The organism is Brevundimonas sp. UYEF29 (assembly GCF_040546195.1).
In the GTDB taxonomy this organism is placed as follows: domain Bacteria; phylum Pseudomonadota; class Alphaproteobacteria; order Caulobacterales; family Caulobacteraceae; genus Brevundimonas; species Brevundimonas huaxiensis.
The window spans coordinates 1-20399 of the sequence record NZ_JBEPNH010000001.1; the positions used below are offsets into that span (position 1 = coordinate 1).

Below are 20399 nucleotides of genomic sequence, written 5' to 3' on the forward strand. Positions count from 1 at the left end.
ACCCCGATCGCGATGGACCAGGGCCTGCGCTTCGCCATCCGTGAAGGCGGCCGCACCGTCGGCGCCGGCGTCGTGGCCAAGATCATCGCCTAAGCCAAACGGCCTCAAGCCGTGCGCCTCCACGAGGCGCGCATAGGCCAAAGACAAAGTCGCGTAACAGAGCGGCCTCCGGAGCCATCCGGGGGCTGTTTTGCTGTTTGGGAAGCATACACGCCCGCAACGGGCCGGACGCTCGGGCGTTGATATCGTCTGCCCAACAGCCAAGGTTCACGATGCGTCTGATTTCGTTGCTTGCGTGCCTTGTCGCCCTGTCGGCCTGCGCCACCCATCCCGGCAAGGTCGATCAGGTCCGGTTCGCCAAGGACGCCGAACCCGTGTTGGCGGCGACCGAATCCGGGACGGTGCGCGGCGTCGACGGGGCGGGGACGCGCGCGTTCCTCGGCGTGCCGTTCGCGGCGCCGCCGGTCGGCGATCTGCGCTGGCGCGCGCCGCAGCCCGTCCAGGCCTGGCAGGGCGTTCGGGATGCGACGCGGATTGGATCGGACTGCACCCAGGCGCTCGGGCGTCGTTCGATCCTGGGCGGCGGCGGCGGGATCGTCGTCGGGTCAGAGGACTGTCTGTATCTGAACATCTATGCGCCGGGCGGAGACGCGGCCGAGGCGCGGCCGGTGATGGTCTATATTCCCGGCGGCGCCTTCACCGTGGGGGCGGGCGCCAACTACGATCCGTCGAAACTGGCGCGCGAGCAGGGGCGGGTGGTCGTGACGATGAACTATCGGCTCGGCGCGCTGGGCTGGCTGGCGCATCCCAGGTTTCAGGCGACTGGCGAAGGCTTCGGCGGCAACTTTGGCCTGATGGATCAGCAGGCGGCGCTGAAGTGGGTGCATCGAAACATTGCGGCCTTCGGCGGCGACCCGGGCGACGTCACCCTGTTCGCCGAAAGCGCCGGGGCCTGGACGGCCTGTTACCTGATGGCGTCGCCGCAGTCGGAAGGGCTGTATCAGCGGGTCATCATGCAGAGCGGCGGATGTCTTGAGCCGTCGTCCCTGGTCAGGGCGCAGGACGCGGCCCAGTCGGGGCCGATGTTCGCCGAAAGGCTGGGCTGCACCGGCGAGGATCAGATCGCGTGCCTGAAGGCGCTTCCGGCCTGGCGGCTGTCGCGGGCGGCGTCATTGAGGGCGGGCATCAACGGGCCGGGGTCGTGGGGACCGGTGCACACAGACGCCACTGTGCCGGAAAGCCCGGCGGTCGCGATCCGCGAAGGGCGGTTCACGCGCGTGCCCGTCCTCGTCGGGACGAACCTCGATGAGGGGCGGCTGTTCGCCAACGAGGTGCAGGACATGGATCGCTATCAGAAGGAGACGATCTGGATGTACGGCGACCAGGGTGAGCGGGTGCTGGCGCGCTATCCCGTGGGTGAGGACGGGCCCGCCTATGCCATAGCTGCCAACTTCACGGACCAGAGGTTCGCCTGTCCGTCACAAGCCTTGCGACGCCTTTTGGCTCGGCATGTGCCGGTGTGGGGCTATGAGTTCGCCGATCGCGAGGCGCCATTCGTGCTGCCTGACTGGATCGTCGGTCTGGACCTGGGCGCCTATCACGCCAGCGAACTGGCCTATGTGTTCGGAACGCGCTGGGTGTTCGCAGATCCCAAACGGTTCACGCCTGAGCAGAAGGCGCTGTCGGAGCGGATGCAAAGGCTGTGGGCGACGTTCGGCCGTTCGGCCTTCGCCGCCGAATGGCCCCGCGTCGAGGGTGCGGGGCCGGTGCGGGTGTTCAAGCCGGAGGGCGATATCCTGGACGACGGCTTCTTCGAGCGTCACCACTGCGACTTCTGGGATGGGACGCCGTTTGGCGCCGTCCACTAGATAAAGCGGACGGTGACGCCCGGCTTGACCTTGTCGGCCAGCATCCAGGCGTCCCAGTTGGTCAGGCGCACGCAGCCGTGCGAGGCGGTCTTGCCGACCAGATGCGGGTCCGGCGTGCCATGGATGCCGTAGCTGGGTTTGTTCAGATCAATCCAGACGACGCCCACCGGATTGTTCGGACCGGGTTTGACGACGACCTTCTTCTTGCCGTCGCCATAGCTGAGTTTCGCCGGGTCGTAGGTGTAGTCCGGGTTTCGCGCCACGCCGTTGACCTTGACCGTGCCGGTCGGCGTCGGGTTGTCGCCGCTGCCGATGGTGGCCGGGAAGTAGGCGATCAGCTTGCCGTCGGCGTCGAACGCCTTGACCGAACCTTCACTCTTGTCCACGTCGATGTGGTCCACGTCGGCGGGCAGGGGGGCGGTGTTGACGGCGGGGACAAGCCGGCCCTGGCCCACGCGATTGAAATCGGCGCCGGGGTTCATGGCGCGCAGCAAGGCCTCGGTGACGTGGAAGCGTTCGGCCAAGGCCTCGACGATATTGGCGTAGCCCATGTGGGCCGCCTGACCCTGAGCTTCCAACTCAGTGGGAACGACGCCAAGGTAGGGTCCGGCGATGTCCTGCTGGGTGATGGTGTAGGTGGTGGTCACAGCGCCCGGTCCGGCGGCGGCGCGCAGTCGGCCCATCACGTCGGCGTTCAACTCGCCGTTCACCGTCATGCCGTTGGCCTCCTGAAACGCCGAGATCGCCTGACGCATGTTCGACCCCGCCAGCCCGTCGATCGCGCCGGGCGAGAAGCGGGCGCGTTCCAGAAGAACCTGGGCGCGGATCAGGGCAGGCTGCGGCTGCTGCTGGGCGGCATTAGGGGCGGCGGGCTGGCCTTCTTGCGCGCCAGACGACGGCGCATAGGCGGTGTTTTCGATAGCGTCTCGAGAAAGCGGGCCGGTTTGGCCCACTCGCGCGGCCTCGGTCGTCTGCGCCGCTGGGGCGGCTGTGTTCTCTTCCTTCGGCGAACAGGCGCCCAGAGAGAGAACAGCGAGTGCGGCGAAGTAGGCGGGACGGTTCATAAGAGACTTTCGAGACGGTAAGTGCAGGCGGGCAGCGTTCAGTTGGGTTCGCCGGTCGCGGGGTCGGTTTCGGTCTTGTCGGAGTTGGACGACTCCTTCGAACCCTTGGGCTCGGTCGCCGGGCGCGGCGGCTGGCCGTCAGCGTCCGGCCGTAGGTTTTCGTTCTCGACGGCTTGGCTGTCAGGACGTTGATCGGTCATGGTCTTCTCCTTGGGTCACTCAAACGCGCCAGGGCGACCGCGGCTCCGTCAACGCGCGTTCACCATGCCGGTGAACCCTGATGAAACGCGCATGGGGCAGGGTGCGGTCTGGAATGGACCTTGCTGCGCAGGGCCCTAAGAGGATGCGTATGGCCGGAATGCTGCAGGTCGAGATCATGGACGCGGCGGCGATGGACGCCGCCGCCGTCGCCCTGTGGCGTGCGTGGACGGCTGGCAATCCTGATCTGGCCAGCCCGTATTTCCGCTGGGACTATGCCGGGATCGCCTCGCGGGTCTGCCCCGGCGCGGCGATCGCCGTGTTCCGGCGAGATGGCGAGATCGTCGGCTTCTTCCCGCATCAGCGACGCGGCGGAGCGGTGCAGCCGCTGGGCGCGCCCATGAACGACTATCATGGCGTCATCGCCCCGGCGGACGAGACGATCACGCTGGAAGAGGTGGCGCGGCTGTTGAAAGCCAAGCGGCTGAACGTGCCCGGCTGGATCGGCGCGGGCGAGACGGGGCAGGCGCGCGAGACGGTGCAGGTCGCGATGCCCGAGACGGGCTATGACGACTGGTACGCCGAGCGGCGCAAGACGTTCGCCAAATACTTCAAGGATAAGGAGCGGGCGCGCCGCAGCCTGGAGGCCGAACTGGGCCCGATCCGGGTGGAGCGGGGTCTCAGAGATCCTGCGCTGCTGGATCATCTGATCGCGCTGAAGGCGGCGCAGTATCGCCGCTCGGGCCTACATGACATCTTCGCCTGCGGCTGGACGCGCGACCTGCTCCACGCGCTGATGAGCGAGCCGAGAGAAGGCTTCGGCGCCTCCATGGCGGCGATGCATGCGGGCGACAAGCTGGTGGCGATCGAGTTCTCGCTGCACGCCGAGCGGCATTACCATTTCTGGTTCCCGGCCTATGAGCCGACGCTGGCGCGGTGCTCGCCGGGCATCCTGCTGAGCATGGATACGATGCGGCTGGCGGCGGCCGAGGGTTTCCGGGTGTTCGACTTCGGCTTCGAGGGCGAGACCTACAAGAAATATTTCGTCAACGCGCGGCAGACGGTGCGCGAGGCCGTAGTGATGCAGCCGGGCGTGACCCAGGCGCTGGGCGACATCACGGTGGCGGCGTTGAACAGGGCGGGCGGGCGCGGCGAGGCGGTGCGGGCGTCGCTGCGTCGGCGCTGGGCTACCATCGAAGCCTGCGAGGCGACGCCGGTCGGGCGGCTGAGGGGCGCGGCGGTGGCCGCACGGTCGGCCGTGCAGAAGGCGGCTGCGAAAAAGAAGACGCCAGCGCGCGTCGCCCACGTTTGAGGACATCGGCATGACCCAACGTCGCACACGCTATCCGGGCCCGATCGCCGAGGCCAAGACCCACGCCCACACCCTGGTCGAGCAAGGGTTCGCCGAGGATGCGGCGCTGGCCGCGGTGCTGGATCGCTATCCGGCGGAGTTGTTCGACATCAACCTGTATGACTACGACGACGAGGGGCAGGTGTCGCTGCGCACCGGCGCGCGGGGGCGGCTGTCAGGCGAGGAACTGCTGGAGGCGATCAAACAGGGTCGGCTGTGGGTCAATCTGCGTGGTGTCGAGACGGGTTGGCCCGAGCTGTGGGCGGCGGCGATGAAGGATTTCGCCGCGATCCAGGCGACCTATCCGGGAATGCGGGCGGTGCGGAACGCGGGGCAGCTGATCCTGTCGTCGCCCAAGGCGCGGGTGCCCTATCATTTCGACGCGGCGGGCGTGGTGCTGTTCCACCTGCGTGGGCGCAAGCGGCTGTTCGTCTATCCCGGCGACGAGGGGCATCTGCCCGAGCGAAACATGGAACAGGTGGTCACGCGTCAGACGACCGAGGAACTGCCTTACACGCTGGCGTTCGAACAGGACGCGCAGGTGATGGATCTGGAGCCAGGCCGCGCCCTGACCTGGCCGTTCTATGCGCCGCACCGTGTGGAGAATCTGGATCGCTTCTGCGTCAGCCTGTCGATGGATTTCCAGACCTGGCCGTCGCGGTTCCGCAACGGGGCGCTGTTCACCAATGCGGTGATCCGCAGCCGGGGCGGACGGCCGCGCTTCACCGACGGGATGACGACGCCGGAGCTGGCGGCGCGCTGGGCCGCGTCGCTGGCGCTGAAGAAGGCGGGTGCGATGAAGAGCAAGATCGCCAACTTCGAACGTGACTTCGAGCCGGAGATCGGCGCGGCGGACGGCGCGGGCGCGCTGAACGCCTCGTCATGAGCTCGGGGCGTTAATTCGAGTTCATGACCTCGAGTTAAAATGACTTGGGCGCGGGCGGCGCGCACCTTCTCTTCACATTCGGGAAGGGAACACCGCTCATGAAAACCGCACTGATCGCCGCCGCCGCCGTCGCCACCCTGACCGGGTTCGTCGCCGCGCCCGCTTCGGCCGCCGAGGTCGAGATCCGCAACGCCGTCGCCCGCGTGGTGGTCATCGTCGAGGATCGTCAGGATATCGGCGTCGAGGTCACGCAAGGCCAGACGCGCTTGCCAGCCATCCAGGTTCGCCGCGACGGCAATGACGTCAAGATCGACGGCGGCCTGCGCCGCAACGGCATGTGGGGCGGCAATAGCGCCATTCGCGGCTGCAACTCCGGCCGCAGCGATTCGAGCCAGCCGGGGCAGGGCGCGACGGTCGAGGTGCGCGACCTGGGCCGCATCCGTCTGGAAGACGCGCCTCTGATCGTCGTGCGCACGCCGCGCGCGGTGGATGTCAGCGCCAGCGGCGCGGTCTTCGGCTCGGTCGGACGCGGCGCGCGGTCGGTCGAGTTGGACAATGGCGGCTGCGGCAACTGGAACGTGGCCAATGTGGATGGCGATCTGGAACTGGGACTTGGGGGCTCGGGCGCGATCCGCGCGGGAACGTCGCGATCGCTGAACGCTAGCGTCGGCGGATCGGGCTCCATCTCAGCCGGGGCGACCGGAGCCCTGAAGGCGGCTGTCGGCGGATCGGGCAATGTCGAGGTAGCCAGCGCCGGCGGACGCAGCGAACTGTCCATCGGCGGCTCGGGCGGTGTGAACGTACGGCAGGGCCGAATGGACAAGCTGTCGGTCGCCATCGGCGGCTCGGGCGATGTTCGCTACGGCGGCGCCACGCGCGACCTTGACGTGGCGATCGCCGGATCGGGCAGCGTCCGCGTCGCCTCGGCCACGGGATCGGTTTCTCGCTCCGTCGTCGGATCGGGAACCCTGCAGATCGGGCGATAAGACCCGAGCGACGAGAAGGCCCCCGGTCGTGGAACCCCGGGGGTCTTTTCCGGCCAAACAAAAAGCCCCGGCGGATCGCTCCACCGGGGCTTTTCGCATGGATCAGGTCCGAGACGCTTAGAAGACGCTCAGGACGCTGGAGATGGCCGAGACGCCCAGGTTGGCGCCGGCGCGGTCACGCGCTTGCAGACCGCCGCCGAACGAGTAGCGCAGGCCGACCGACCAGGTGTCGACGTCCAGCGAATCGATGTCGGCGCGGGTGTAGGCGGCGCCCAGCGAGAACGGGGTGTTCTCGAACTCGTATTCGGCGCCCACGCCGTAGGTCCAGGCGTCGGTGTCGCCGCCCGAGAAGTCGACGTTGTTGTAGGCGACGCCGGCGTTCAGGCGCAGGTTCGGCATGACGTAGAAGGCGGCGTCGGCGCCGACGGTCCAGATGTCGGCGTCCACGTTGTCGGCGGTCGTGTAGGCGACTTGGCCGGTCAGGGTGGCGTTCGACAGATACTTCTGCGCTTCAGCGCCGACGGTCCAGATCGGCTCGTTGCCGCTGCCGATGCCGTTGGCGGCGACGAAGGCGCCGGCGCGGACGTCGGAGGACCACATCTTGGTCAGGTGAGCGGCGGCGGCGCCGGTGACGTCTTCTTCGCCAAAGGCCTTGGTGTAGTCGATCGCGCCGTTCAGGGTCACGGTCCAGTCCTGGGCCGGCAGGGCGACCGAGCCGTCAACGGTCCAGACGTCGGCGTCGACGTCGTCGCCGGCGACTTCGATCGACGGGTTGGAATAGGTCACGCCGACCGAACCGATGGCGTCTTGGGCGAAGGCCGGGGCGGCGAACAGGGCGGCGGCGGCCGTGGCGAGGAGGATCGTCTTCATTTTTCTTTTGTCCTTAGCAGTCTGCACCCGGATGGGGGTCCGGGGAGGGCGCCTGCTATCAGCCTAAGACGAAGCGGAGCAATAAACCGACGTTCGATTGGCCTGAGATGGCAAGGTTGTTGCGCGACAGCCACGCGTTGCGGCCAGAATGTGTCACGACTTGGCGCTCTGTGGGGCAAGTCGTTAATCGCGCGCCGCAGTCGCGCTCGTGCACTATGCCGCAGTCGCGCTCGTGCACTATAAAGAGGCGTTCACTGCCGCCGACATCGCCGGCGAATGTCCCGCCGCACCGTGCACGAAGATCGCGTCGAAATCCTGTGTCAGCCCGGGTTTGCGCGCTTGACGAAATCAGAATCGATAGGCATAAGCCACCACTCTTGTTGGACCGGCTGTGCAGTTCGCTGCAAACGCGGTTCGCAAGAACGACCTAAGTCACTGTTCTTTGCAGCTTCTTGGGATATCAACGGCCTTCGCGGGCAACTGCGTGGGCCGATCGTTTTTGCGGATTTGCGTTCCCTGAGGGCTTTTTGCCCGAAGGCCTTCGGTCTTTGAAATGGTTCACAGGGACGCGGTCCTCCGACCGCATTGGAAGTAAGCACCGATATGGATCAAAGCATCCGCATCAGGCTCAAGGCCTTTGATCACCGCGTCCTCGATTTTTCGACGCGCGAGATCGTTAATACCGCCAAGCGCACCGGCGCGACCGTTCGCGGTCCGATTCCGCTGCCGACCCTGATCGAGAAGTTCACCGTGAACCGCTCTCCGCACGTCGATAAGAAGTCGCGTGAGCAGTTTGAAATCCGCACGCACAAACGCGTGCTCGACATCGTCGACCCCACCCCGCAGACCGTGGACGCGCTCATGAAGCTCGACCTGTCCGCCGGCGTGGACGTCGAGATCAAGATTTAAAGTAGAAAGAGGCGGGATCCGATGCGCACGGGCGTGATCGCCAAGAAGCTGGGCATGACCCGCGTGTTCGCCGATGACGGCGCGCACGTACCGGTCACTGTGCTGCAGCTCGACGGCTGCCAAGTCGTCGGCCAACGTACCCAGGAGCGTGACGGCTACGTCGCTCTCCAGCTGGGCGCTGGCACGAAGAAGGCTAAGAACACTAACAAGGCTCAACGCGAGACCTTCGCCAAGGCGGAAGTCGAACCGAAAGCCTATGTGACCGAGTTCCGCGTCGATGCGGACGGTCTGCTGGACGTGGGCGCCGAACTGTCGGCCGAACACTTCCTGGTGGGCCAGAAGGTCGACATCCAGGGCGAGACCATCGGTAAGGGTTTCGCCGGCGCCATGAAGCGCTGGAACTTCGGCGGCCTTCGCGCCACCCACGGCGTTTCGGTCTCGCACCGTTCGCACGGTTCGACGGGTAACCGTCAGGACCCGGGTCGCACGTTCCCCGGCAAGAAGATGGCCGGCCACTACGGCGCCGAGACTGTCACCACCCAGAACCTGACCGTCGTCCGCGTGGACGCCGAGCGTGGCCTGATCCTGATCAAGGGCGCTGTCCCTGGTCACGACGGCAGCTACGTCAAGGTTCGCGACGCCATCAAGAAGGCTCGTCCGGCCGACGCTCCGTTCCCCGGCGCGCTGAAGTCGAGCAAGTCTGCTGCTCAACCCGCCTCGACCCCGGCTGAAGAAGCCCCCGTCGAAGCGACCGAAGGCGGTGAAGCGTAATGAAACTCTCTGTCATCCAACTCGACGGCAAGGCTGCTGGCGACGTGGAGCTGTCGGACGCCGTCTTCGGCATCTCCGACATCCGCGGCGACATCCTGGCCCGCACCGTCAACTGGCAACTGGCCAAGCGCCGCGCCGGTACGCACAAGGTTCAAACCCGCAACGAGAACTCTCGTACGGGTAAGAAGATGTACAAGCAAAAGGGCACCGGCGGCGCTCGTCACGGTTCGCGCCGTGCACCGCAGTTCGTCGGCGGTTCGCGCGCCTTCGGCCCGATCGTTCGCGATCACGGCTTCTCGCTGCCGAAGAAAATCCGCGCCCTGGCTCTGCGTCACGCCCTGTCCTCCAAGGCCAAGTCGGGCGACCTGATCGTGGTCGACACCGTCTCGGTTAAGGAAGCCAAGACCGCTTCGCTGCGTGAAACGCTCGGCAAGCTGGGCTGGACCAAGGCGCTCATCATCGCGGGTCCCGAAGTCGACACGAACTTCGGCCTGGCCGCACGCAACATCCCGCACATCGACGTGCTGCCGAACGCCGGCCTGAACGTCTATGACGTCCTGCGGGCTGACAAGCTGGTGCTGACGAAGGCCGCCATCGAGGCCATCGAAGCCCGCTTCAGCGATAAGGAAGCCGCGTAATGGCCGCTCAACCTACCGCCAAGCACTACGACACCATCCTGGCACCGGTGATCACCGAAAAGGCCACGATCCTGTCCGAGCAGAACAAGGTCGTCTTCCGCGTCGCCGACACGGCGTCCAAGGACGAGATCGCCGCTGCGGTCGAAAGCCTGTTCAAAGTCAACGTCGTCAAAGTCAACACCCTGGTTCAAAAGGGCAAGACCAAGCGCTTCCGGGGCATCCTGGGTCGTCGCGTCGACATCAAAAAAGCGATCGTGACGCTGGCCGACGGCCAGTCGATCGACGTCACCACGGGGCTCTGATCAGATGGCCTTGAAAACCTACAATCCGACTTCGCCGGGCCGTCGCGCCCTCGTGCTGGTCGACCGTTCGGAACTCCACAAGGGCCGTCCGGAAAAGTCGCTGACCGAAGGCCTGACCAAGTCGGGCGGACGCGGGCAGGGCGGTCGCATCGCGGTCCGCTTCCGTGGCGGCGGCGCCAAGACTCTGTACCGCAAGATCGACTTCAAGCGTCGCAAGTGGGACATGGTCGGCACGGTCGAGCGTCTGGAATACGATCCGAACCGCACGGCCTTCATCGCCCTGGTCACCTATGCCGACGGCGAGAAGACCTACATCATCGCGCCGCAACGCCTTAAGGCGGGCGACACGATCGTCGCAGGCGAAAAGACCGACGTGAAGCCGGGCAACGCCATGCCGCTTCGTTCGATGCCGGTGGGTACGATCATCCACAACATCGAAATGAAGCCGGGCAAGGGCGCTCAGCTCGCCCGTTCGGCCGGCGCCTACGCCCAGCTGGTCGGTCGCGATCAGGGCTACGCCCAGATCCGTCTCGGCTCGGGCGAACTGCGCATGGTCCTGGACGGCTGCATCGCCACGGTGGGCGCGGTTTCGAACCCCGACCACATGAACCAGAACCTGGGCAAGGCCGGTCGCAAGCGTCACATGGGCTGGCGTCCGCACGTTCGCGGCGTCGCCATGAACCCGATCGACCACCCGCATGGTGGTGGTGAAGGCCGGACCTCTGGTGGTCGCACCCCCGTCACGCCGTGGGGTAAGGACACCAAGGGCACTCGTACCCGCAAGAACAAGGCTACGGACAAGTACATCATCCGTACCCGCCACGTTAAGAAGGCTCGCTAAGAATGGCCCGCTCCTCCTGGAAAGGCCCGTTTGTCGACGGGTATCTGCTCAAGAAGGCCGACGCCGTTCAATCGTCGGGCCGCAAGGACGTGATCAAGACCTGGTCGCGCCGCTCCACCATCCTGCCGCAGTTCGTCGGTCTGACGTTCGGCGTCCATAACGGTCAGAAGCACGTGCCCGTGTCGGTCTCGGAAGAGATGGTCGGCATGAAGCTCGGCGAGTTCGCCCCGACCCGGAACTTCCCGGGTCACGCGGCGGACAAGAAGGCCAAAAGGAAGTAACCGATGGCCCAGACAAAAAACGAGCGTCGGGTCGCCCCGACCGAGGCCCGCGCCAAGCTGGTCAACGTGCGCATCAGCCCGCAAAAGCTGAACCTGGTCGCCGCTTCGATCCGCGGCATGCCGGTCCAGAAGGCGCTGAACGAGCTGGAATTCAGCCGTAAGCGCATCGCCGGCGACGTCCGCAAGGTCCTGTATTCGGCGATCTCGAACGCCGAGAACAACCACAACCTCGACATCGACAATCTGGTCGTCGCCGAGGCGTTCGTGGGCAAGAACCTGGTGATGAAGCGTTTCGCGAGCCGTGCTCGCGGTCGTTCGTCGCGCATCCTGAAACCGTTCAGCGAGATCACCATCGTGGTCCGTGAAGCCGGCGAGGCCGCCTGATGGGACAGAAAATCAATCCGGTCGGTCTGCGCCTCGGCGTGAACCGCACGTGGGACAGCCGCTGGTTCGCCGCCGGCGCCGACTATTCCCGCCTGCTGCACCAGGACCTGAAGCTGCGCGAGTGGCTGCGGGAACGCCTGGCCGCCGCCGGCGTGTCGCGCATCATCATCGAGCGCCCGCACAAGAAGTGCCGCATCACCATCTACGCCGCCCGTCCGGGCGTCGTGATCGGCAAGAAGGGCGCTGACATCGAGAAGCTCCGTAAGGACATCTCGGCGCGCACCGAGGGTGAAGTTCACCTGAACATCATCGAAGTCCGCAAGCCGGAAACCGATGCGCAGCTGATCGCCGAGAACATCGCGCAGCAGCTGGAGCGCCGCGTGGCCTTCCGTCGCGCCATGAAGCGTTCGATGCAGTCGGCCATGCGTCTGGGCGCCAAGGGCATTCGTATGAATGTCTCGGGTCGTCTGGGCGGCGCGGAAATCGCACGTATGGAATGGTACCGCGAAGGTCGCGTGCCGCTTCACACGCTGCGCGCCGACATCGACTATGGCTTCTACGAAGCCAAGACGACCTACGGCATCATCGGCGTGAAGGTCTGGGTCTTTAAGGGTGAAGTGCTGGAGCACGATCCCATGGCGCAGGACAAGCGTTGGGCCCAGGAAGCGTCGGGTCCGTCCTCGAACGAAGGCCGCGAACGCGGCGGCCCCCGTGGCGACCGCGGTCCGCGTCGCGACCGGGGACGTGAGAACTAAGTCATGTTGCAACCGAAGAAGACCAAATACCGCAAGGCCTTCAAGGGCCGGATCCATGGCTCGGCCAAGGGCGGTTTCTCGCTGAACTTCGGGTCGTATGGCCTGAAGACGCTGGAGCCGGAACGCATCACCGCGCGTCAGATCGAAGCGGCTCGCCGCGCGATCACTCGCCAGATGAAGCGTCAGGGCCGCGTCTGGATCCGCGTCTTCCCCGACCTGCCCGTCACGGGCAAGCCGGCCGAAGTCCGGATGGGTAAGGGCAAGGGTGCCGTGGACCACTGGGCCGCGCGTTGCCACCCGGGCCGCATCCTGTTTGAAATCGACGGCGTGCCGGACGATGTCGCCCGCGAAGCACTCCGTCTCGGCGCCGCCAAGCTGCCGGTCCGCACCAAGGTCGTGACCCGTATCGACGCCGGCGTCGCGCATGTGGAGGCTGCCGCCTAATGACCAAGATCGCCGATCTGCGGTCGCAAACGACCGACCAACTGTCCGACGAGCTGCTGAAGCTCAAGAAGGAACAGTTCAACCTGCGCTTCCAGGCGGCCACCGGCCAAATGGAAAAGACTCACCGCGTTGGTGAAGTCCGCAAAGACATCGCTCGCATCTCGACGCTTCTGCGCGAGAAGCGTGCGGCCTCGTAAGGAAACGAATATGCCCAAGCGAATTCTTGAAGGCGTGGTCGTGTCCGACAAGGGCGAGAAGACTGTCGTTGTGAAGGTGGAGCGCACCCTGCTTCACCCGCTTCTGAAGAAGACCGTCCGGTCGTCCAAGAAGTACCACGCGCACGACGAAGCCAACGCGCTCAAGGTCGGCGACATCGCTCGCATCGTCGAGTGCGCCCCCAAGTCCAAACTGAAGCGCTGGGAAGTTCTTTCCAACGCCTCCGCCTCGTAATCAGAAGGATCTGATCTTATGATCCAGATGCAAACTAACCTGGAAGTGGCCGATAATTCGGGCGCCCGCCGGGTCATGTGCATCAAGGTGTTGGGCGGCTCCAAGCGCCGCTACGCCTCGATCGGCGACACAATCGTCGCCTCCGTGAAGGAAGCCATTCCGCGCGGCCGTGTGAAGAAGGGCGACGTCGTTCGCGCCATCGTCGTGCGCACCGCCAAGGACATCCAACGCAAGGACGGCTCGGTCATCCGCTTTGACAAGTCGGCCGCCGTCATCGTCAACAAGCAGAACGAGCCTGTCGGCACGCGGATCTTCGGCCCGGTTCCCCGCGAACTGCGCGCCAAGAACCACATGAAGATCATCTCGCTGGCTCCGGAGGTCCTGTAACATGGCCGCCAAGATCAAGAAGGGCGACCGCGTCGTCGTCCTCACCGGCAAGGACAAGGGCCGCACGGGCAACGTGCTGAAGGTCCTGCCCACCGAAAACCGCGTCCTCGTCGAAGGCGTCAACATGGTTCAGCGCCACACGCGCCCGAGCCAGGCTGACCCGCAGGGCGGCATCAAGAACAAGGAAGCTTCGCTTCACCTGTCGAACGTCGCGATCGCCGACGCCAACGGCAAGGCGACCCGCGTCGGCTTCAAGATCGATGGGGACAAGAAGGTCCGCATCGCCAAGACGACGGGAGACGTCATCTGATGGCTACCGAGAAGTACACCCCGCGCCTCAAGGACGAGTATCACGTTCGCATCCGCCAGGTGATGAAGGAAAAGTTCGGCTACACGAACGAAATGCAGGTGCCCAAGCTGGACAAGATCGTCCTGAACATGGGCATCGGCGAAGCCGTCGCGGACTCCAAGAAGGCGAACACCGCCCTCGAGGATCTGACCGCCATCGCCGGTCAGAAGGCCGTCGCCACCAAGGCCCGTAACTCCATCGCCGGCTTCAAGCTGCGCGAAGGCATGGTCATCGGCGGCAAGGTCACCCTGCGCGGCGACCAGATGTACGAGTTCCTGGACCGGTTCATCACGATCGCGCTGCCGCGCGTGAAGGATTTCCGTGGTCTGAAGGGCACGTCCTTCGATGGTCGCGGCAACTACGCCACGGGTCTGAAGGAGCACATCGTGTTCCCGGAGATCAACTACGACCAGATCGATCAGATGTGGGGCATGGACATTGTCGTCTGCACCACGGCCAAGACCGATGAGGAAGCCAAGGCTCTCCTCACCGAGTTCAAGTTCCCGTTCGTGAAGAACTGAGCGGGAAGGGAAGAGCACAATGGCTAAGAAAAGCGCCGTAAACCGCAACGAAGCCGTCAAGGCCCTGGTTGCGAAGTATGCCGCGAAGCGGGCCGCCCTGAAGGCGACCGCCAACGACGAAAACCTGCCGCTGGAGGAGCGCTTCGAGGCGCGCCTGCAACTGGCCGCCCTGCCGCGCAACTCCGCGCCGAGCCGCATTCGCAACCGCTGCGAAGTGACGGGTCGTCCGCGGGCGTTCTACCGCAAGCTCAAGATGAGCCGTATTGCGCTGCGTGAACTGGGCAACCTGGGCCAGATTCCCGGCCTGACGAAGTCCAGCTGGTAAGGGGAGCGAACAGACATGATGATCAACGATCCCCTGAGCGACATGATCGCTCGCATCAAGAACGCGGCGACCCGCAAGCGTTCCAAGGTGCTGACCCCGGCCTCCCGTCTGCGCCAGCGCGTCCTCGACGTGCTGCAGGACGAAGGCTACATCCGCGGCTACAACCTGGTTCAGAACCCGGGTGAGTTTCCGCAGTTCGAGATCGAGCTGAAGTACTTCGACGGTCAGCCCGTCATCGCTGAGATCGCGCGCGTGTCCAAGCCGGGCCGCCGCGTCTATTCGGCGATCGGCGATCTGAAGCCCGTCAAGAACGGCCTCGGCATCTCGATCCTCTCGACTTCGAAGGGCGTCATGTCCGACGCTTCCGCCCGCGACGCTAACGTCGGCGGCGAAGTCCTCTGCAGGGTCTACTGATATGTCCCGTATTGGCAAGAAAACCATCGCCGTGCCGAAGGGCGTGACTGTCACGCTCGACGGCCAGAACATCACCGTCAAGGGACCCAAGGGCGAACGCGCCTGGACCGTCGCCGACGAGATCGAAGTCAAGCAGGAAGGCGACGAGGTGTCGCTGACCCCGCGTTCGGACACGCCTCGCGCTCGCGCGATGTGGGGTCTGTCGCGCACCCTGGTCGACAACATGGTCACGGGCGTCACCTCGGGCTTCGAGAAGTCGCTGGAGCTGGTCGGCGTGGGTTACCGCGCCGCGATGAAGGGCGACGCCCTGTCGCTGCAACTCGGCTTCTCGCACGAAGTCGACATCGCTCCGCCGTCGGGCGTCAGCTTCGCCGTGCCGAAGCAGACCGAGATCAAGATCTCGGGCGCTGACAAGCAAGCCGTCGGTCAGATCGCCGCGGTCATCCGCAAGCTGCGTCCGCCGGAGCCCTATAAGGGCAAGGGCGTCCGTTATGCGGGCGAGACCGTCCGTCGCAAGGAAGGCAAGAAGAAGTAAGTCATGGCTCTTTCTCTTCGACAACAAGCCAAGCGTCGCTCGGAGCGCACGCGTCGCCGCCTGAAGGCTGTCGCCAACGGTCGTCTGCGCCTGTCGGTCTACCGTTCGGACAAGAACATCTCGGCCCAGATCATCGACGACGCCCAGGGCGTGACCGTCGTGGCTGCCTCGTCGCTGGAAGGCGGCAAGGGCAAGCGCGGTTCGGACACGGCTGCGGCCGCCGCGATCGGCAAGCTGATCGCCGAACGCGCCATCGAGAAGGGCGTCAAGGACGTCGTCTTCGACCGTGGCGAGTACATCTATCATGGACGGGTGAAGGCGCTGGCGGAAGCCGCGCGTGAAGCCGGCCTGAACTTCTAAGGGACGCGACAGATGGCGCAACAACCCCAACGCGGCGGCGGCGGCAACGATCGCAACCGTCGTGACAACCGCAACGGTCCCGCTGTCGATGGTCCGGATTCCGACATCGTCGAGAAGCTGGTTCACATCAACCGCGTCGCCGCCACCGTCAAAGGCGGCCGTCGCTTCAGCTTCGCAGCCCTGATGGTCGTCGGCGACGGCAAGGGTCGCGTCGGCTTCGGTCACGGCAAGGCGCGCGAAGTGCCGGAAGCCATCCGCAAGGCGACCGAAGAAGCCAAGAAGACGATGATCCGCGTTCCGCTGCGCGAGAACCGCACCCTGCACCACGACGGCAACGGCCGTTGGGGCGCCGGCAAGATCATGATGCGGGCCGCCCCTCCCGGGACCGGCGTCATCGCGGGCGGTCCGATGCGCGCCGTGCTCGAAACCCTCGGCGTCCAGGACGTCGTGGGCAAGTCGACCGGTTCGTCGAACCCCTACAACATGATCCGCGCGACGTTCGAAGCGCTGAAGGTCCAGTCCTCGCCCCGCCAGGTCGCGTCCAAGCGCGGCAAGAAGGTCGCGGATCTGATGGGCCGCCGCAACGACGGCGCCTCGGCGCCCGAAGCCGTGGAGTCCTAAGTCATGGCTGAGAAGAAAACCCTCACCGTCAAGCAGACCGGTTCGCCGATCCGCCGCAAGAGCGACCAGCGCGCCACTCTGGTGGGCCTGGGTCTGAACCGCCTGGGTCGTGAATCGACCCTGGAAGACACGCCTTCGGTTCGCGGGATGATCGCCAAGGTCGCCCACCTGACCGAGATCGTCGAGAAGTAAGCCGTTTCGCCCTCTCCCGAACCCGGGGGAGGGCGTTTCTGCACTTGCGAATACCCGAGGGGTCGCTTATCAGCGGCCCTTCATTTTTTCCAAGCCGAGTCCGGACAATGTCCGGGCGCTAGCACCCGAAAGGATCAGGCACATGAAACTGAACGAAATCCGCGACAACGAAGGCGCCCACAAGAAGCGCATGCGCGTCGGCCGTGGCCCCGGATCGGGCAAGGGCAAGACCGCCGGCCGTGGCGTCAAGGGTCAGAAGTCGCGTTCGGGCGTCGCCATCGGCGGGTTCGAAGGCGGCCAAATGCCGCTGTACATGCGCATGCCCAAGCGCGGCTTCAACAACGCCAATGCTCTGAAGCTGGCTGAAGTGAACCTGTGGCGCCTGCAAGACGCCGTCGACGCCGGCAAGCTGGACGCCAAGTCGGAACTGAAGGGCGACGCCCTGGTCGCCGCCGGCGTGATCCGTCGCGTCAAGGACGGCGTGCGTCTGCTGGGCACCGGCGAGCTGAAGCAAGCGCTGAACCTGGTCGTCTGGTCGGCCACCGCCGGCGCCAAGAAGGCCATCGAAGCGGCTGGCGGCTCGGTCGTCGAGCAACGCATCGAAGCCGAAGCCAAGGCCGCCGCGCGCGTCGAGAAGCGCAACGCCGCCAAGGGCAAGGCTCCGGCCGCCAAGGCGCCGCGCGGCGACGAGAACAAGATCTCGGCCCGCACCAAGCGCACCGCCGCCAAAGCCTAAGTCACGCGTCGTCGCGGCGATTAGGTCGTGACCTGATTACATCTGCGACGACGAAAGAACGGAAGCGGCCCTCGCATGAGGGCCGCTTTCCGCCTATCTGACGACTCAATCAGTCGTGGGGACGCATAATGGCTTCGGCCGCAGAACAACTCGCCGCCAATATGAACATGGGCTCGTTCGCGAAAGCGACCGAGCTGCATAAACGCCTGCTGTTCACGCTGGGCGCGCTTCTGGTCTATCGCATCGGCACCTATGTGCCGATCCCGGGCATCAACTCGCAGGCCTTCCTGCAGTTCTTCCAAAACCCGGACGGTCAGCGCGGCATCCTGGACATGTTCAACATGTTCTCGGGCGGCGCGGTCGAGCGTATGGCCATCTTCGCCCTGAACGTGATGCCCTACATCTCGGCCTCGATCATCGTGCAGCTGATGGGCACGGTGTATCCGCCCTGGGAGAAGCTGAAGAAGGAAGGCGGCGAAAGCGGCCGCAAGCAGCTGAACCAGTACACCCGTTATCTGACGGTGTTCCTGGCGCTGGCCCAGTCCTTCGGCATCGCGGCGGGTCTGAACAGCACGGCCGGTCTGGTCGACAACCCCGGCATCTTCTTCATCATCTCGACGGTCGTGACCCTGACCGGCGGCACCATGTTCCTGATGTGGCTGGGAGAGCAGGTGACGGCGCGCGGCGTCGGCAACGGCATCTCGCTGATCATCTTCGCCGGTATCGTGGCCGTTCTGCCGTCCACCATCGCCCGCCTGCTGGGCCTGGCCCAGCAGGGCCAGATGTCGGCCTTCGCCCTGCTGTTCATCGCCATCCTGGCCGTGGCCACCGTGGTCTTCATCGTCTTCATGGAACGCGCCCAGCGCCGTCTTCTGATCCAGTATCCGAAGCGCCAGGAAGGCAACCGCATGGCGGGCGGCGAGCGTTCGTTCCTGCCGCTGAAGGTCAACACCGCCGGCGTGATCCCGCCGATCTTCGCCTCGTCGCTGCTGATGCTGCCGACGACGGTTGCGACCATGACGGCCAACGCCGACCTGCCCAGCTGGATGAGCTGGCTGCCGCTGGTGACGGCGCAGCTGACGCACGGCCAGCCGCTGTTCATGGCGCTGTATGCCGCCCTGATCGTCTTCTTCTGCTTCTTCTACACCTCGATCACCTTCAATCCCGAAGACACGGCCGAGAACCTGCGCAAATACGGCGGCTTCCTGCCGGGGATCCGTCCGGGCAAGCGCACGGCGGAATATCTGGACTATGTCCTGACCCGCCTGACCGTGATCGGCGCCGCCTACATCACTGCAGTCTGCCTGCTGCCCGAGTTCATCGTCAGCCAGTTCGGCAACAGCCTGTATTTTGGCGGAACGTCTATCTTGATCGTCGTCTCGGTCACCATGGACACTGTGGCGCAGATCCAGTCCCAACTGCTGGCGCACCAGTACGAAGGCCTGATCAAGAAGGCCAAGCTGCGTGGTCGTGGCGGTCGCGGCGCTCCCACGCCCGTCCGCCGCTAAGTCTTAGGTTGTCAGACGCCCAGGGGAGGGCTGAAGCATGAACTTGATCCTGTTCGGACCGCCGGCGGCGGGCAAGGGCACCCAGGCCAAGCGGCTGGTGGAAGAGAAGGGCATGGTCCAGCTTTCCACCGGCGACATGCTGCGCGCGGCGATCGCCTCGGGCTCGGAGCTGGGGCTCAAGGTCAAGGACGTGCTGGCGCGCGGCGATCTGGTCACCGACGAGATCGTCATCGCCCTGATCGAGGATCGCCTGACGGAGGCCGAGGCCGCCGGCGGCGCCATCTTCGACGGCTTCCCCCGCACCGTGGCCCAGGCCGAGGCGCTGGACGAGATGCTGGCCAAGCGTGGTGTTCAGATCGACGCCGTCGTCCGCCTGAAGGTGGACGACACCGCCCTGACCGAACGGATCGCCAAGCGCTTCGCCGAACAGGGCCGTCCGGACGACAATCCGGAGTCCTTCAAGGTCCGGCTCGAGGCCTACAACCGCAACACCGCGCCGCTGCTTCCCTACTACGAAGCCCAGGGCAAGCTGACCGAAGCCGACGGCATGGGCTCGATCGAGTCCGTTGCCAAGGCGATCGACGAGGCCTTGGCCTGATTTGCGTTTTCGGGCGTTGATCGCCTGATGACTGAATTAGACGACCCCAAACCTGAGAAGACCCGTCTGCGTCGATGGCGCATGGCGGGCATATTCGTCGCCGTTGCGGTCGCCGAAATCGGCTTGTTTCTGTTGCTGGGGCAGGTGAGGGGGCCGACGCAGACGCCTGTGGTTGAGCCGCCGCCGTTCGAGGTCGTGCTCTACGATCCGCCGCCGCCCATTTCCAACGAACCCCCGGCGCCCAAGACCGGCGGCGGCGCACCCGCTGCGCCATCCGTCATTCACACGCCGCCGCCTCCGCCCAAGGAACGCCCGCGCGAAGTTCCCGCACCGCCTGTCAAGGCGCCGGAACCCGCGCCCGTCGTCGGGGTCGCGCCGGCGCCGTCGCCGCAACCCGGCTTCGGCCAGGGCGGGCAGGGGACAGGCAGCGGATCCGGCGTCGGCTCTGGATCCGGCCCCGGCAGCGGCTCGACCGGACCGCGTCTGGTCACCGGTCCCACCATCGGCCAGATTCGCGCCAATCACCCGCCGGGCGCCCGCAGCCGTTACGGCCGGGTCGAACTGTCCTGCGTCATTCGCCAGGACAGTAGGCTGGACGGTTGCCGCGTCGTTCAAGAGACACCCCCCGGCCTGGGCTTCGGCGCGGCCGGCTTGCAGGTGTCCGGCTATTTCCGCTTCCAGCCGCCGACCGAAGACGGTCGACCGGTCGAGGGCCAACGGGTCACCGTCGGCGTCGATTTCGGCCGCCCGCCACGCTGAAGCGGCGCCGTGCGGGAGCGGATGTTGACGCCCGGTGAATCATCTGTATAAGGGCGCCTTCCCGCGAAGGGCGCCACGCTCCTGGTTTGTTAACCG

The 20399-nt window shown here is 65.5% G+C and carries 32 protein-coding genes; 29 read left to right on the plus strand and 3 right to left on the minus strand.

What is annotated here, in order from left to right; all coding sequences use genetic code 11:
* Together ABIB58_RS00005 and ABIB58_RS00010 are read left to right on the plus strand one after the other, a co-directional pair.
* The coding region (locus tag ABIB58_RS00005; protein WP_354038969.1) for an EF-Tu C-terminal domain-related protein at positions 1–93 on the plus strand (93 nt) is incomplete at its 5' end.
* Between the two features lie 179 nt (positions 94–272).
* A complete protein-coding gene (locus ABIB58_RS00010) occupies positions 273–1868 on the plus strand; it encodes a carboxylesterase/lipase family protein (RefSeq protein WP_354038411.1) in 1596 nt (531 codons plus the stop codon).
* Here the strand turns inward: ABIB58_RS00010 and ABIB58_RS00015 are convergent.
* Together ABIB58_RS00015 and ABIB58_RS00020 are read right to left on the minus strand one after the other, a co-directional pair.
* Complete coding sequence (locus tag ABIB58_RS00015; protein ID WP_354038413.1) at positions 1865–2932, minus strand: L,D-transpeptidase family protein; 1068 nt, start codon at positions 2930–2932, stop codon at positions 1865–1867. The two genes, ABIB58_RS00010 and ABIB58_RS00015, sit on opposite strands and share 4 nt — an antisense overlap.
* A gap of 38 nt (positions 2933–2970) precedes the next feature.
* Positions 2971–3132, minus strand: coding sequence for a hypothetical protein (locus tag ABIB58_RS00020; RefSeq protein WP_354038415.1), 162 nt, complete (start codon positions 3130–3132; stop codon positions 2971–2973).
* A 149-nt stretch (positions 3133–3281) separates the two neighbouring features.
* Between ABIB58_RS00020 and ABIB58_RS00025 the strand changes: the two genes are divergently transcribed.
* From ABIB58_RS00025 to ABIB58_RS00035, 3 genes are all read left to right on the plus strand, one after another.
* Positions 3282–4442 carry a GNAT family N-acetyltransferase gene (locus ABIB58_RS00025; protein ID WP_354038417.1) on the plus strand — a complete coding sequence of 387 codons (1161 nt, stop codon included), beginning with the start codon at positions 3282–3284 and terminating at the stop codon, positions 4440–4442.
* 10 nt (positions 4443–4452) lie between these two features.
* Entirely contained in the window at positions 4453–5367 is a 915-nt protein-coding gene (locus tag ABIB58_RS00030; RefSeq protein WP_354038419.1) for a transcriptional regulator, read from the plus strand.
* A gap of 98 nt (positions 5368–5465) precedes the next feature.
* Positions 5466–6353 (plus strand): GIN domain-containing protein, encoded by an 888-nt coding sequence (locus ABIB58_RS00035; protein ID WP_354038421.1) that lies wholly within the window; start codon positions 5466–5468, stop codon positions 6351–6353.
* Between the two features lie 117 nt (positions 6354–6470).
* Here the strand turns inward: ABIB58_RS00035 and ABIB58_RS00040 are convergent, their stop codons facing one another.
* Positions 6471–7223 (minus strand): porin, encoded by a 753-nt coding sequence (locus ABIB58_RS00040; protein ID WP_039248539.1) that lies wholly within the window; start codon positions 7221–7223, stop codon positions 6471–6473.
* Between the two features lie 603 nt (positions 7224–7826).
* Here ABIB58_RS00040 and rpsJ point away from each other — a divergent pair.
* The 24 genes from rpsJ to ABIB58_RS00160 all read left to right on the plus strand — a co-directional run bounded on the left by rpsJ (position 7827) and on the right by ABIB58_RS00160 (position 20303).
* A complete protein-coding gene (rpsJ, locus tag ABIB58_RS00045) occupies positions 7827–8132 on the plus strand; it encodes a 30S ribosomal protein S10 (protein ID WP_003164367.1) in 306 nt (101 codons plus the stop codon).
* Positions 8133–8153: 21 nt separating this feature from the next.
* The gene (gene rplC, locus ABIB58_RS00050; protein WP_039248546.1) at positions 8154–8903 is read left to right on the plus strand and encodes a 50S ribosomal protein L3; all 750 of its coding nucleotides are present in this window, start codon (positions 8154–8156) and stop codon (positions 8901–8903) included.
* Positions 8903–9541: a 50S ribosomal protein L4 gene (gene rplD / locus ABIB58_RS00055; RefSeq protein WP_354038427.1), complete on the plus strand. Its 639-nt coding sequence runs from the start codon at positions 8903–8905 to the stop codon at positions 9539–9541. The genes rplC and rplD overlap by 1 nt, the downstream gene beginning before the upstream one ends.
* Positions 9541–9843, plus strand: a complete 303-nt coding sequence (locus tag ABIB58_RS00060; protein ID WP_017506057.1) for a 50S ribosomal protein L23 — start codon at positions 9541–9543, stop codon at positions 9841–9843. Before rplD ends, ABIB58_RS00060 begins: the two co-directional genes overlap by 1 nt.
* A 4-nt stretch (positions 9844–9847) precedes the next feature.
* The gene (gene rplB, locus ABIB58_RS00065) at positions 9848–10684 is read left to right on the plus strand and encodes a 50S ribosomal protein L2 (RefSeq protein WP_017506056.1); all 837 of its coding nucleotides are present in this window, start codon (positions 9848–9850) and stop codon (positions 10682–10684) included.
* A gap of 2 nt (positions 10685–10686) precedes the next feature.
* Entirely contained in the window at positions 10687–10965 is a 279-nt protein-coding gene (gene rpsS / locus ABIB58_RS00070) for a 30S ribosomal protein S19 (protein ID WP_017506055.1), read from the plus strand.
* Between the two features lie 3 nt (positions 10966–10968).
* Positions 10969–11349, plus strand: a complete 381-nt coding sequence (gene rplV / locus ABIB58_RS00075; RefSeq protein WP_017506054.1) for a 50S ribosomal protein L22 — start codon at positions 10969–10971, stop codon at positions 11347–11349.
* Positions 11349–12104 carry a 30S ribosomal protein S3 gene (gene rpsC, locus ABIB58_RS00080; RefSeq protein ID WP_017506053.1) on the plus strand — a complete coding sequence of 252 codons (756 nt, stop codon included), beginning with the start codon at positions 11349–11351 and terminating at the stop codon, positions 12102–12104. Before rplV ends, rpsC begins: the two co-directional genes overlap by 1 nt.
* A 3-nt stretch (positions 12105–12107) precedes the next feature.
* Positions 12108–12548, plus strand: a complete 441-nt coding sequence (gene rplP / locus ABIB58_RS00085) for a 50S ribosomal protein L16 (protein WP_017506052.1) — start codon at positions 12108–12110, stop codon at positions 12546–12548.
* Complete coding sequence (gene rpmC, locus ABIB58_RS00090; protein ID WP_008263673.1) at positions 12548–12745, plus strand: 50S ribosomal protein L29; 198 nt, start codon at positions 12548–12550, stop codon at positions 12743–12745. Before rplP ends, rpmC begins: the two co-directional genes overlap by 1 nt.
* A 10-nt stretch (positions 12746–12755) precedes the next feature.
* A complete protein-coding gene (gene rpsQ, locus ABIB58_RS00095; RefSeq protein WP_017506051.1) occupies positions 12756–12998 on the plus strand; it encodes a 30S ribosomal protein S17 in 243 nt (80 codons plus the stop codon).
* Between the two features lie 18 nt (positions 12999–13016).
* A complete protein-coding gene (rplN, locus tag ABIB58_RS00100) occupies positions 13017–13385 on the plus strand; it encodes a 50S ribosomal protein L14 (protein ID WP_003164378.1) in 369 nt (122 codons plus the stop codon).
* A 1-nt stretch (position 13386) separates the two neighbouring features.
* Positions 13387–13695: a 50S ribosomal protein L24 gene (gene rplX, locus ABIB58_RS00105; RefSeq protein WP_039248554.1), complete on the plus strand. Its 309-nt coding sequence runs from the start codon at positions 13387–13389 to the stop codon at positions 13693–13695.
* Positions 13695–14255, plus strand: a complete 561-nt coding sequence (rplE, locus tag ABIB58_RS00110; protein ID WP_354038434.1) for a 50S ribosomal protein L5 — start codon at positions 13695–13697, stop codon at positions 14253–14255. The genes rplX and rplE overlap by 1 nt, the downstream gene beginning before the upstream one ends.
* Before the next feature lie 19 nt (positions 14256–14274).
* Positions 14275–14580: a 30S ribosomal protein S14 gene (gene rpsN, locus ABIB58_RS00115; protein ID WP_017506048.1), complete on the plus strand. Its 306-nt coding sequence runs from the start codon at positions 14275–14277 to the stop codon at positions 14578–14580.
* Positions 14581–14595: 15 nt separating this feature from the next.
* A complete protein-coding gene (gene rpsH, locus ABIB58_RS00120) occupies positions 14596–14994 on the plus strand; it encodes a 30S ribosomal protein S8 (RefSeq protein ID WP_008262310.1) in 399 nt (132 codons plus the stop codon).
* A 1-nt stretch (position 14995) separates the two neighbouring features.
* Positions 14996–15529: a 50S ribosomal protein L6 gene (gene rplF / locus ABIB58_RS00125; protein WP_039248561.1), complete on the plus strand. Its 534-nt coding sequence runs from the start codon at positions 14996–14998 to the stop codon at positions 15527–15529.
* A 3-nt stretch (positions 15530–15532) separates the two neighbouring features.
* Complete coding sequence (gene rplR / locus ABIB58_RS00130; protein WP_008259637.1) at positions 15533–15889, plus strand: 50S ribosomal protein L18; 357 nt, start codon at positions 15533–15535, stop codon at positions 15887–15889.
* A 12-nt stretch (positions 15890–15901) separates the two neighbouring features.
* Complete coding sequence (rpsE, locus tag ABIB58_RS00135; protein WP_017506046.1) at positions 15902–16510, plus strand: 30S ribosomal protein S5; 609 nt, start codon at positions 15902–15904, stop codon at positions 16508–16510.
* Positions 16511–16513: 3 nt separating this feature from the next.
* The gene (gene rpmD / locus ABIB58_RS00140; protein ID WP_017506045.1) at positions 16514–16702 is read left to right on the plus strand and encodes a 50S ribosomal protein L30; all 189 of its coding nucleotides are present in this window, start codon (positions 16514–16516) and stop codon (positions 16700–16702) included.
* Between the two features lie 142 nt (positions 16703–16844).
* Positions 16845–17438: a 50S ribosomal protein L15 gene (gene rplO, locus ABIB58_RS00145; RefSeq protein WP_017506044.1), complete on the plus strand. Its 594-nt coding sequence runs from the start codon at positions 16845–16847 to the stop codon at positions 17436–17438.
* Between the two features lie 128 nt (positions 17439–17566).
* A complete protein-coding gene (gene secY, locus ABIB58_RS00150) occupies positions 17567–18946 on the plus strand; it encodes a preprotein translocase subunit SecY (protein WP_017506043.1) in 1380 nt (459 codons plus the stop codon).
* 37 nt (positions 18947–18983) lie between these two features.
* Positions 18984–19544 carry an adenylate kinase gene (locus tag ABIB58_RS00155; protein WP_045811679.1) on the plus strand — a complete coding sequence of 187 codons (561 nt, stop codon included), beginning with the start codon at positions 18984–18986 and terminating at the stop codon, positions 19542–19544.
* Between the two features lie 27 nt (positions 19545–19571).
* On the plus strand, positions 19572–20303 hold the full coding sequence (locus tag ABIB58_RS00160) for an energy transducer TonB (protein ID WP_045811680.1): 732 nt from the start codon (positions 19572–19574) through the stop codon (positions 20301–20303).
* The last annotated feature ends 96 nt before the right edge of the window (positions 20304–20399 follow it).

Bases quoted from the DNA above. Each gene is read 5' to 3' on its own strand.
- ABIB58_RS00040 (WP_039248539.1), bottom strand. From the start codon at position 7,223: ATGAAGACGATCCTCCTCGCCACGGCCGCCGCCGCCCTGTTCGCCGCC.
- rplF (WP_039248561.1), top strand. From the start codon at position 14,996: ATGTCCCGTATTGGCAAGAAAACCATCGCCGTGCCGAAGGGCGTGACT.
- rplV (WP_017506054.1), top strand. From the start codon at position 10,969: ATGGCCCAGACAAAAAACGAGCGTCGGGTCGCCCCGACCGAGGCCCGC.
- rpsH (WP_008262310.1), top strand. From the start codon at position 14,596: ATGATGATCAACGATCCCCTGAGCGACATGATCGCTCGCATCAAGAAC.
- rpsQ (WP_017506051.1), top strand. From the start codon at position 12,756: ATGCCCAAGCGAATTCTTGAAGGCGTGGTCGTGTCCGACAAGGGCGAG.
- ABIB58_RS00030 (WP_354038419.1), top strand. From the start codon at position 4,453: ATGACCCAACGTCGCACACGCTATCCGGGCCCGATCGCCGAGGCCAAG.
- rpsJ (WP_003164367.1), top strand. From the start codon at position 7,827: ATGGATCAAAGCATCCGCATCAGGCTCAAGGCCTTTGATCACCGCGTC.
- rplD (WP_354038427.1), top strand. From the start codon at position 8,903: ATGAAACTCTCTGTCATCCAACTCGACGGCAAGGCTGCTGGCGACGTG.
- ABIB58_RS00025 (WP_354038417.1), top strand. From the start codon at position 3,282: ATGGCCGGAATGCTGCAGGTCGAGATCATGGACGCGGCGGCGATGGAC.
- rpsS (WP_017506055.1), top strand. From the start codon at position 10,687: ATGGCCCGCTCCTCCTGGAAAGGCCCGTTTGTCGACGGGTATCTGCTC.
- ABIB58_RS00010 (WP_354038411.1), top strand. From the start codon at position 273: ATGCGTCTGATTTCGTTGCTTGCGTGCCTTGTCGCCCTGTCGGCCTGC.
- rpmC (WP_008263673.1), top strand. From the start codon at position 12,548: ATGACCAAGATCGCCGATCTGCGGTCGCAAACGACCGACCAACTGTCC.
- rpsE (WP_017506046.1), top strand. From the start codon at position 15,902: ATGGCGCAACAACCCCAACGCGGCGGCGGCGGCAACGATCGCAACCGT.
- rpsC (WP_017506053.1), top strand. From the start codon at position 11,349: ATGGGACAGAAAATCAATCCGGTCGGTCTGCGCCTCGGCGTGAACCGC.
- rplP (WP_017506052.1), top strand. From the start codon at position 12,108: ATGTTGCAACCGAAGAAGACCAAATACCGCAAGGCCTTCAAGGGCCGG.
- rplR (WP_008259637.1), top strand. From the start codon at position 15,533: ATGGCTCTTTCTCTTCGACAACAAGCCAAGCGTCGCTCGGAGCGCACG.
- rplO (WP_017506044.1), top strand. From the start codon at position 16,845: ATGAAACTGAACGAAATCCGCGACAACGAAGGCGCCCACAAGAAGCGC.
- ABIB58_RS00015 (WP_354038413.1), bottom strand. From the start codon at position 2,932: ATGAACCGTCCCGCCTACTTCGCCGCACTCGCTGTTCTCTCTCTGGGC.
- rplX (WP_039248554.1), top strand. From the start codon at position 13,387: ATGGCCGCCAAGATCAAGAAGGGCGACCGCGTCGTCGTCCTCACCGGC.
- rplC (WP_039248546.1), top strand. From the start codon at position 8,154: ATGCGCACGGGCGTGATCGCCAAGAAGCTGGGCATGACCCGCGTGTTC.
- ABIB58_RS00035 (WP_354038421.1), top strand. From the start codon at position 5,466: ATGAAAACCGCACTGATCGCCGCCGCCGCCGTCGCCACCCTGACCGGG.
- rpmD (WP_017506045.1), top strand. From the start codon at position 16,514: ATGGCTGAGAAGAAAACCCTCACCGTCAAGCAGACCGGTTCGCCGATC.
- rplE (WP_354038434.1), top strand. From the start codon at position 13,695: ATGGCTACCGAGAAGTACACCCCGCGCCTCAAGGACGAGTATCACGTT.
- ABIB58_RS00155 (WP_045811679.1), top strand. From the start codon at position 18,984: ATGAACTTGATCCTGTTCGGACCGCCGGCGGCGGGCAAGGGCACCCAG.
- rpsN (WP_017506048.1), top strand. From the start codon at position 14,275: ATGGCTAAGAAAAGCGCCGTAAACCGCAACGAAGCCGTCAAGGCCCTG.
- ABIB58_RS00020 (WP_354038415.1), bottom strand. From the start codon at position 3,132: ATGACCGATCAACGTCCTGACAGCCAAGCCGTCGAGAACGAAAACCTA.
- rplN (WP_003164378.1), top strand. From the start codon at position 13,017: ATGATCCAGATGCAAACTAACCTGGAAGTGGCCGATAATTCGGGCGCC.
- ABIB58_RS00160 (WP_045811680.1), top strand. From the start codon at position 19,572: ATGACTGAATTAGACGACCCCAAACCTGAGAAGACCCGTCTGCGTCGA.
- rplB (WP_017506056.1), top strand. From the start codon at position 9,848: ATGGCCTTGAAAACCTACAATCCGACTTCGCCGGGCCGTCGCGCCCTC.
- secY (WP_017506043.1), top strand. From the start codon at position 17,567: ATGGCTTCGGCCGCAGAACAACTCGCCGCCAATATGAACATGGGCTCG.
- ABIB58_RS00060 (WP_017506057.1), top strand. From the start codon at position 9,541: ATGGCCGCTCAACCTACCGCCAAGCACTACGACACCATCCTGGCACCG.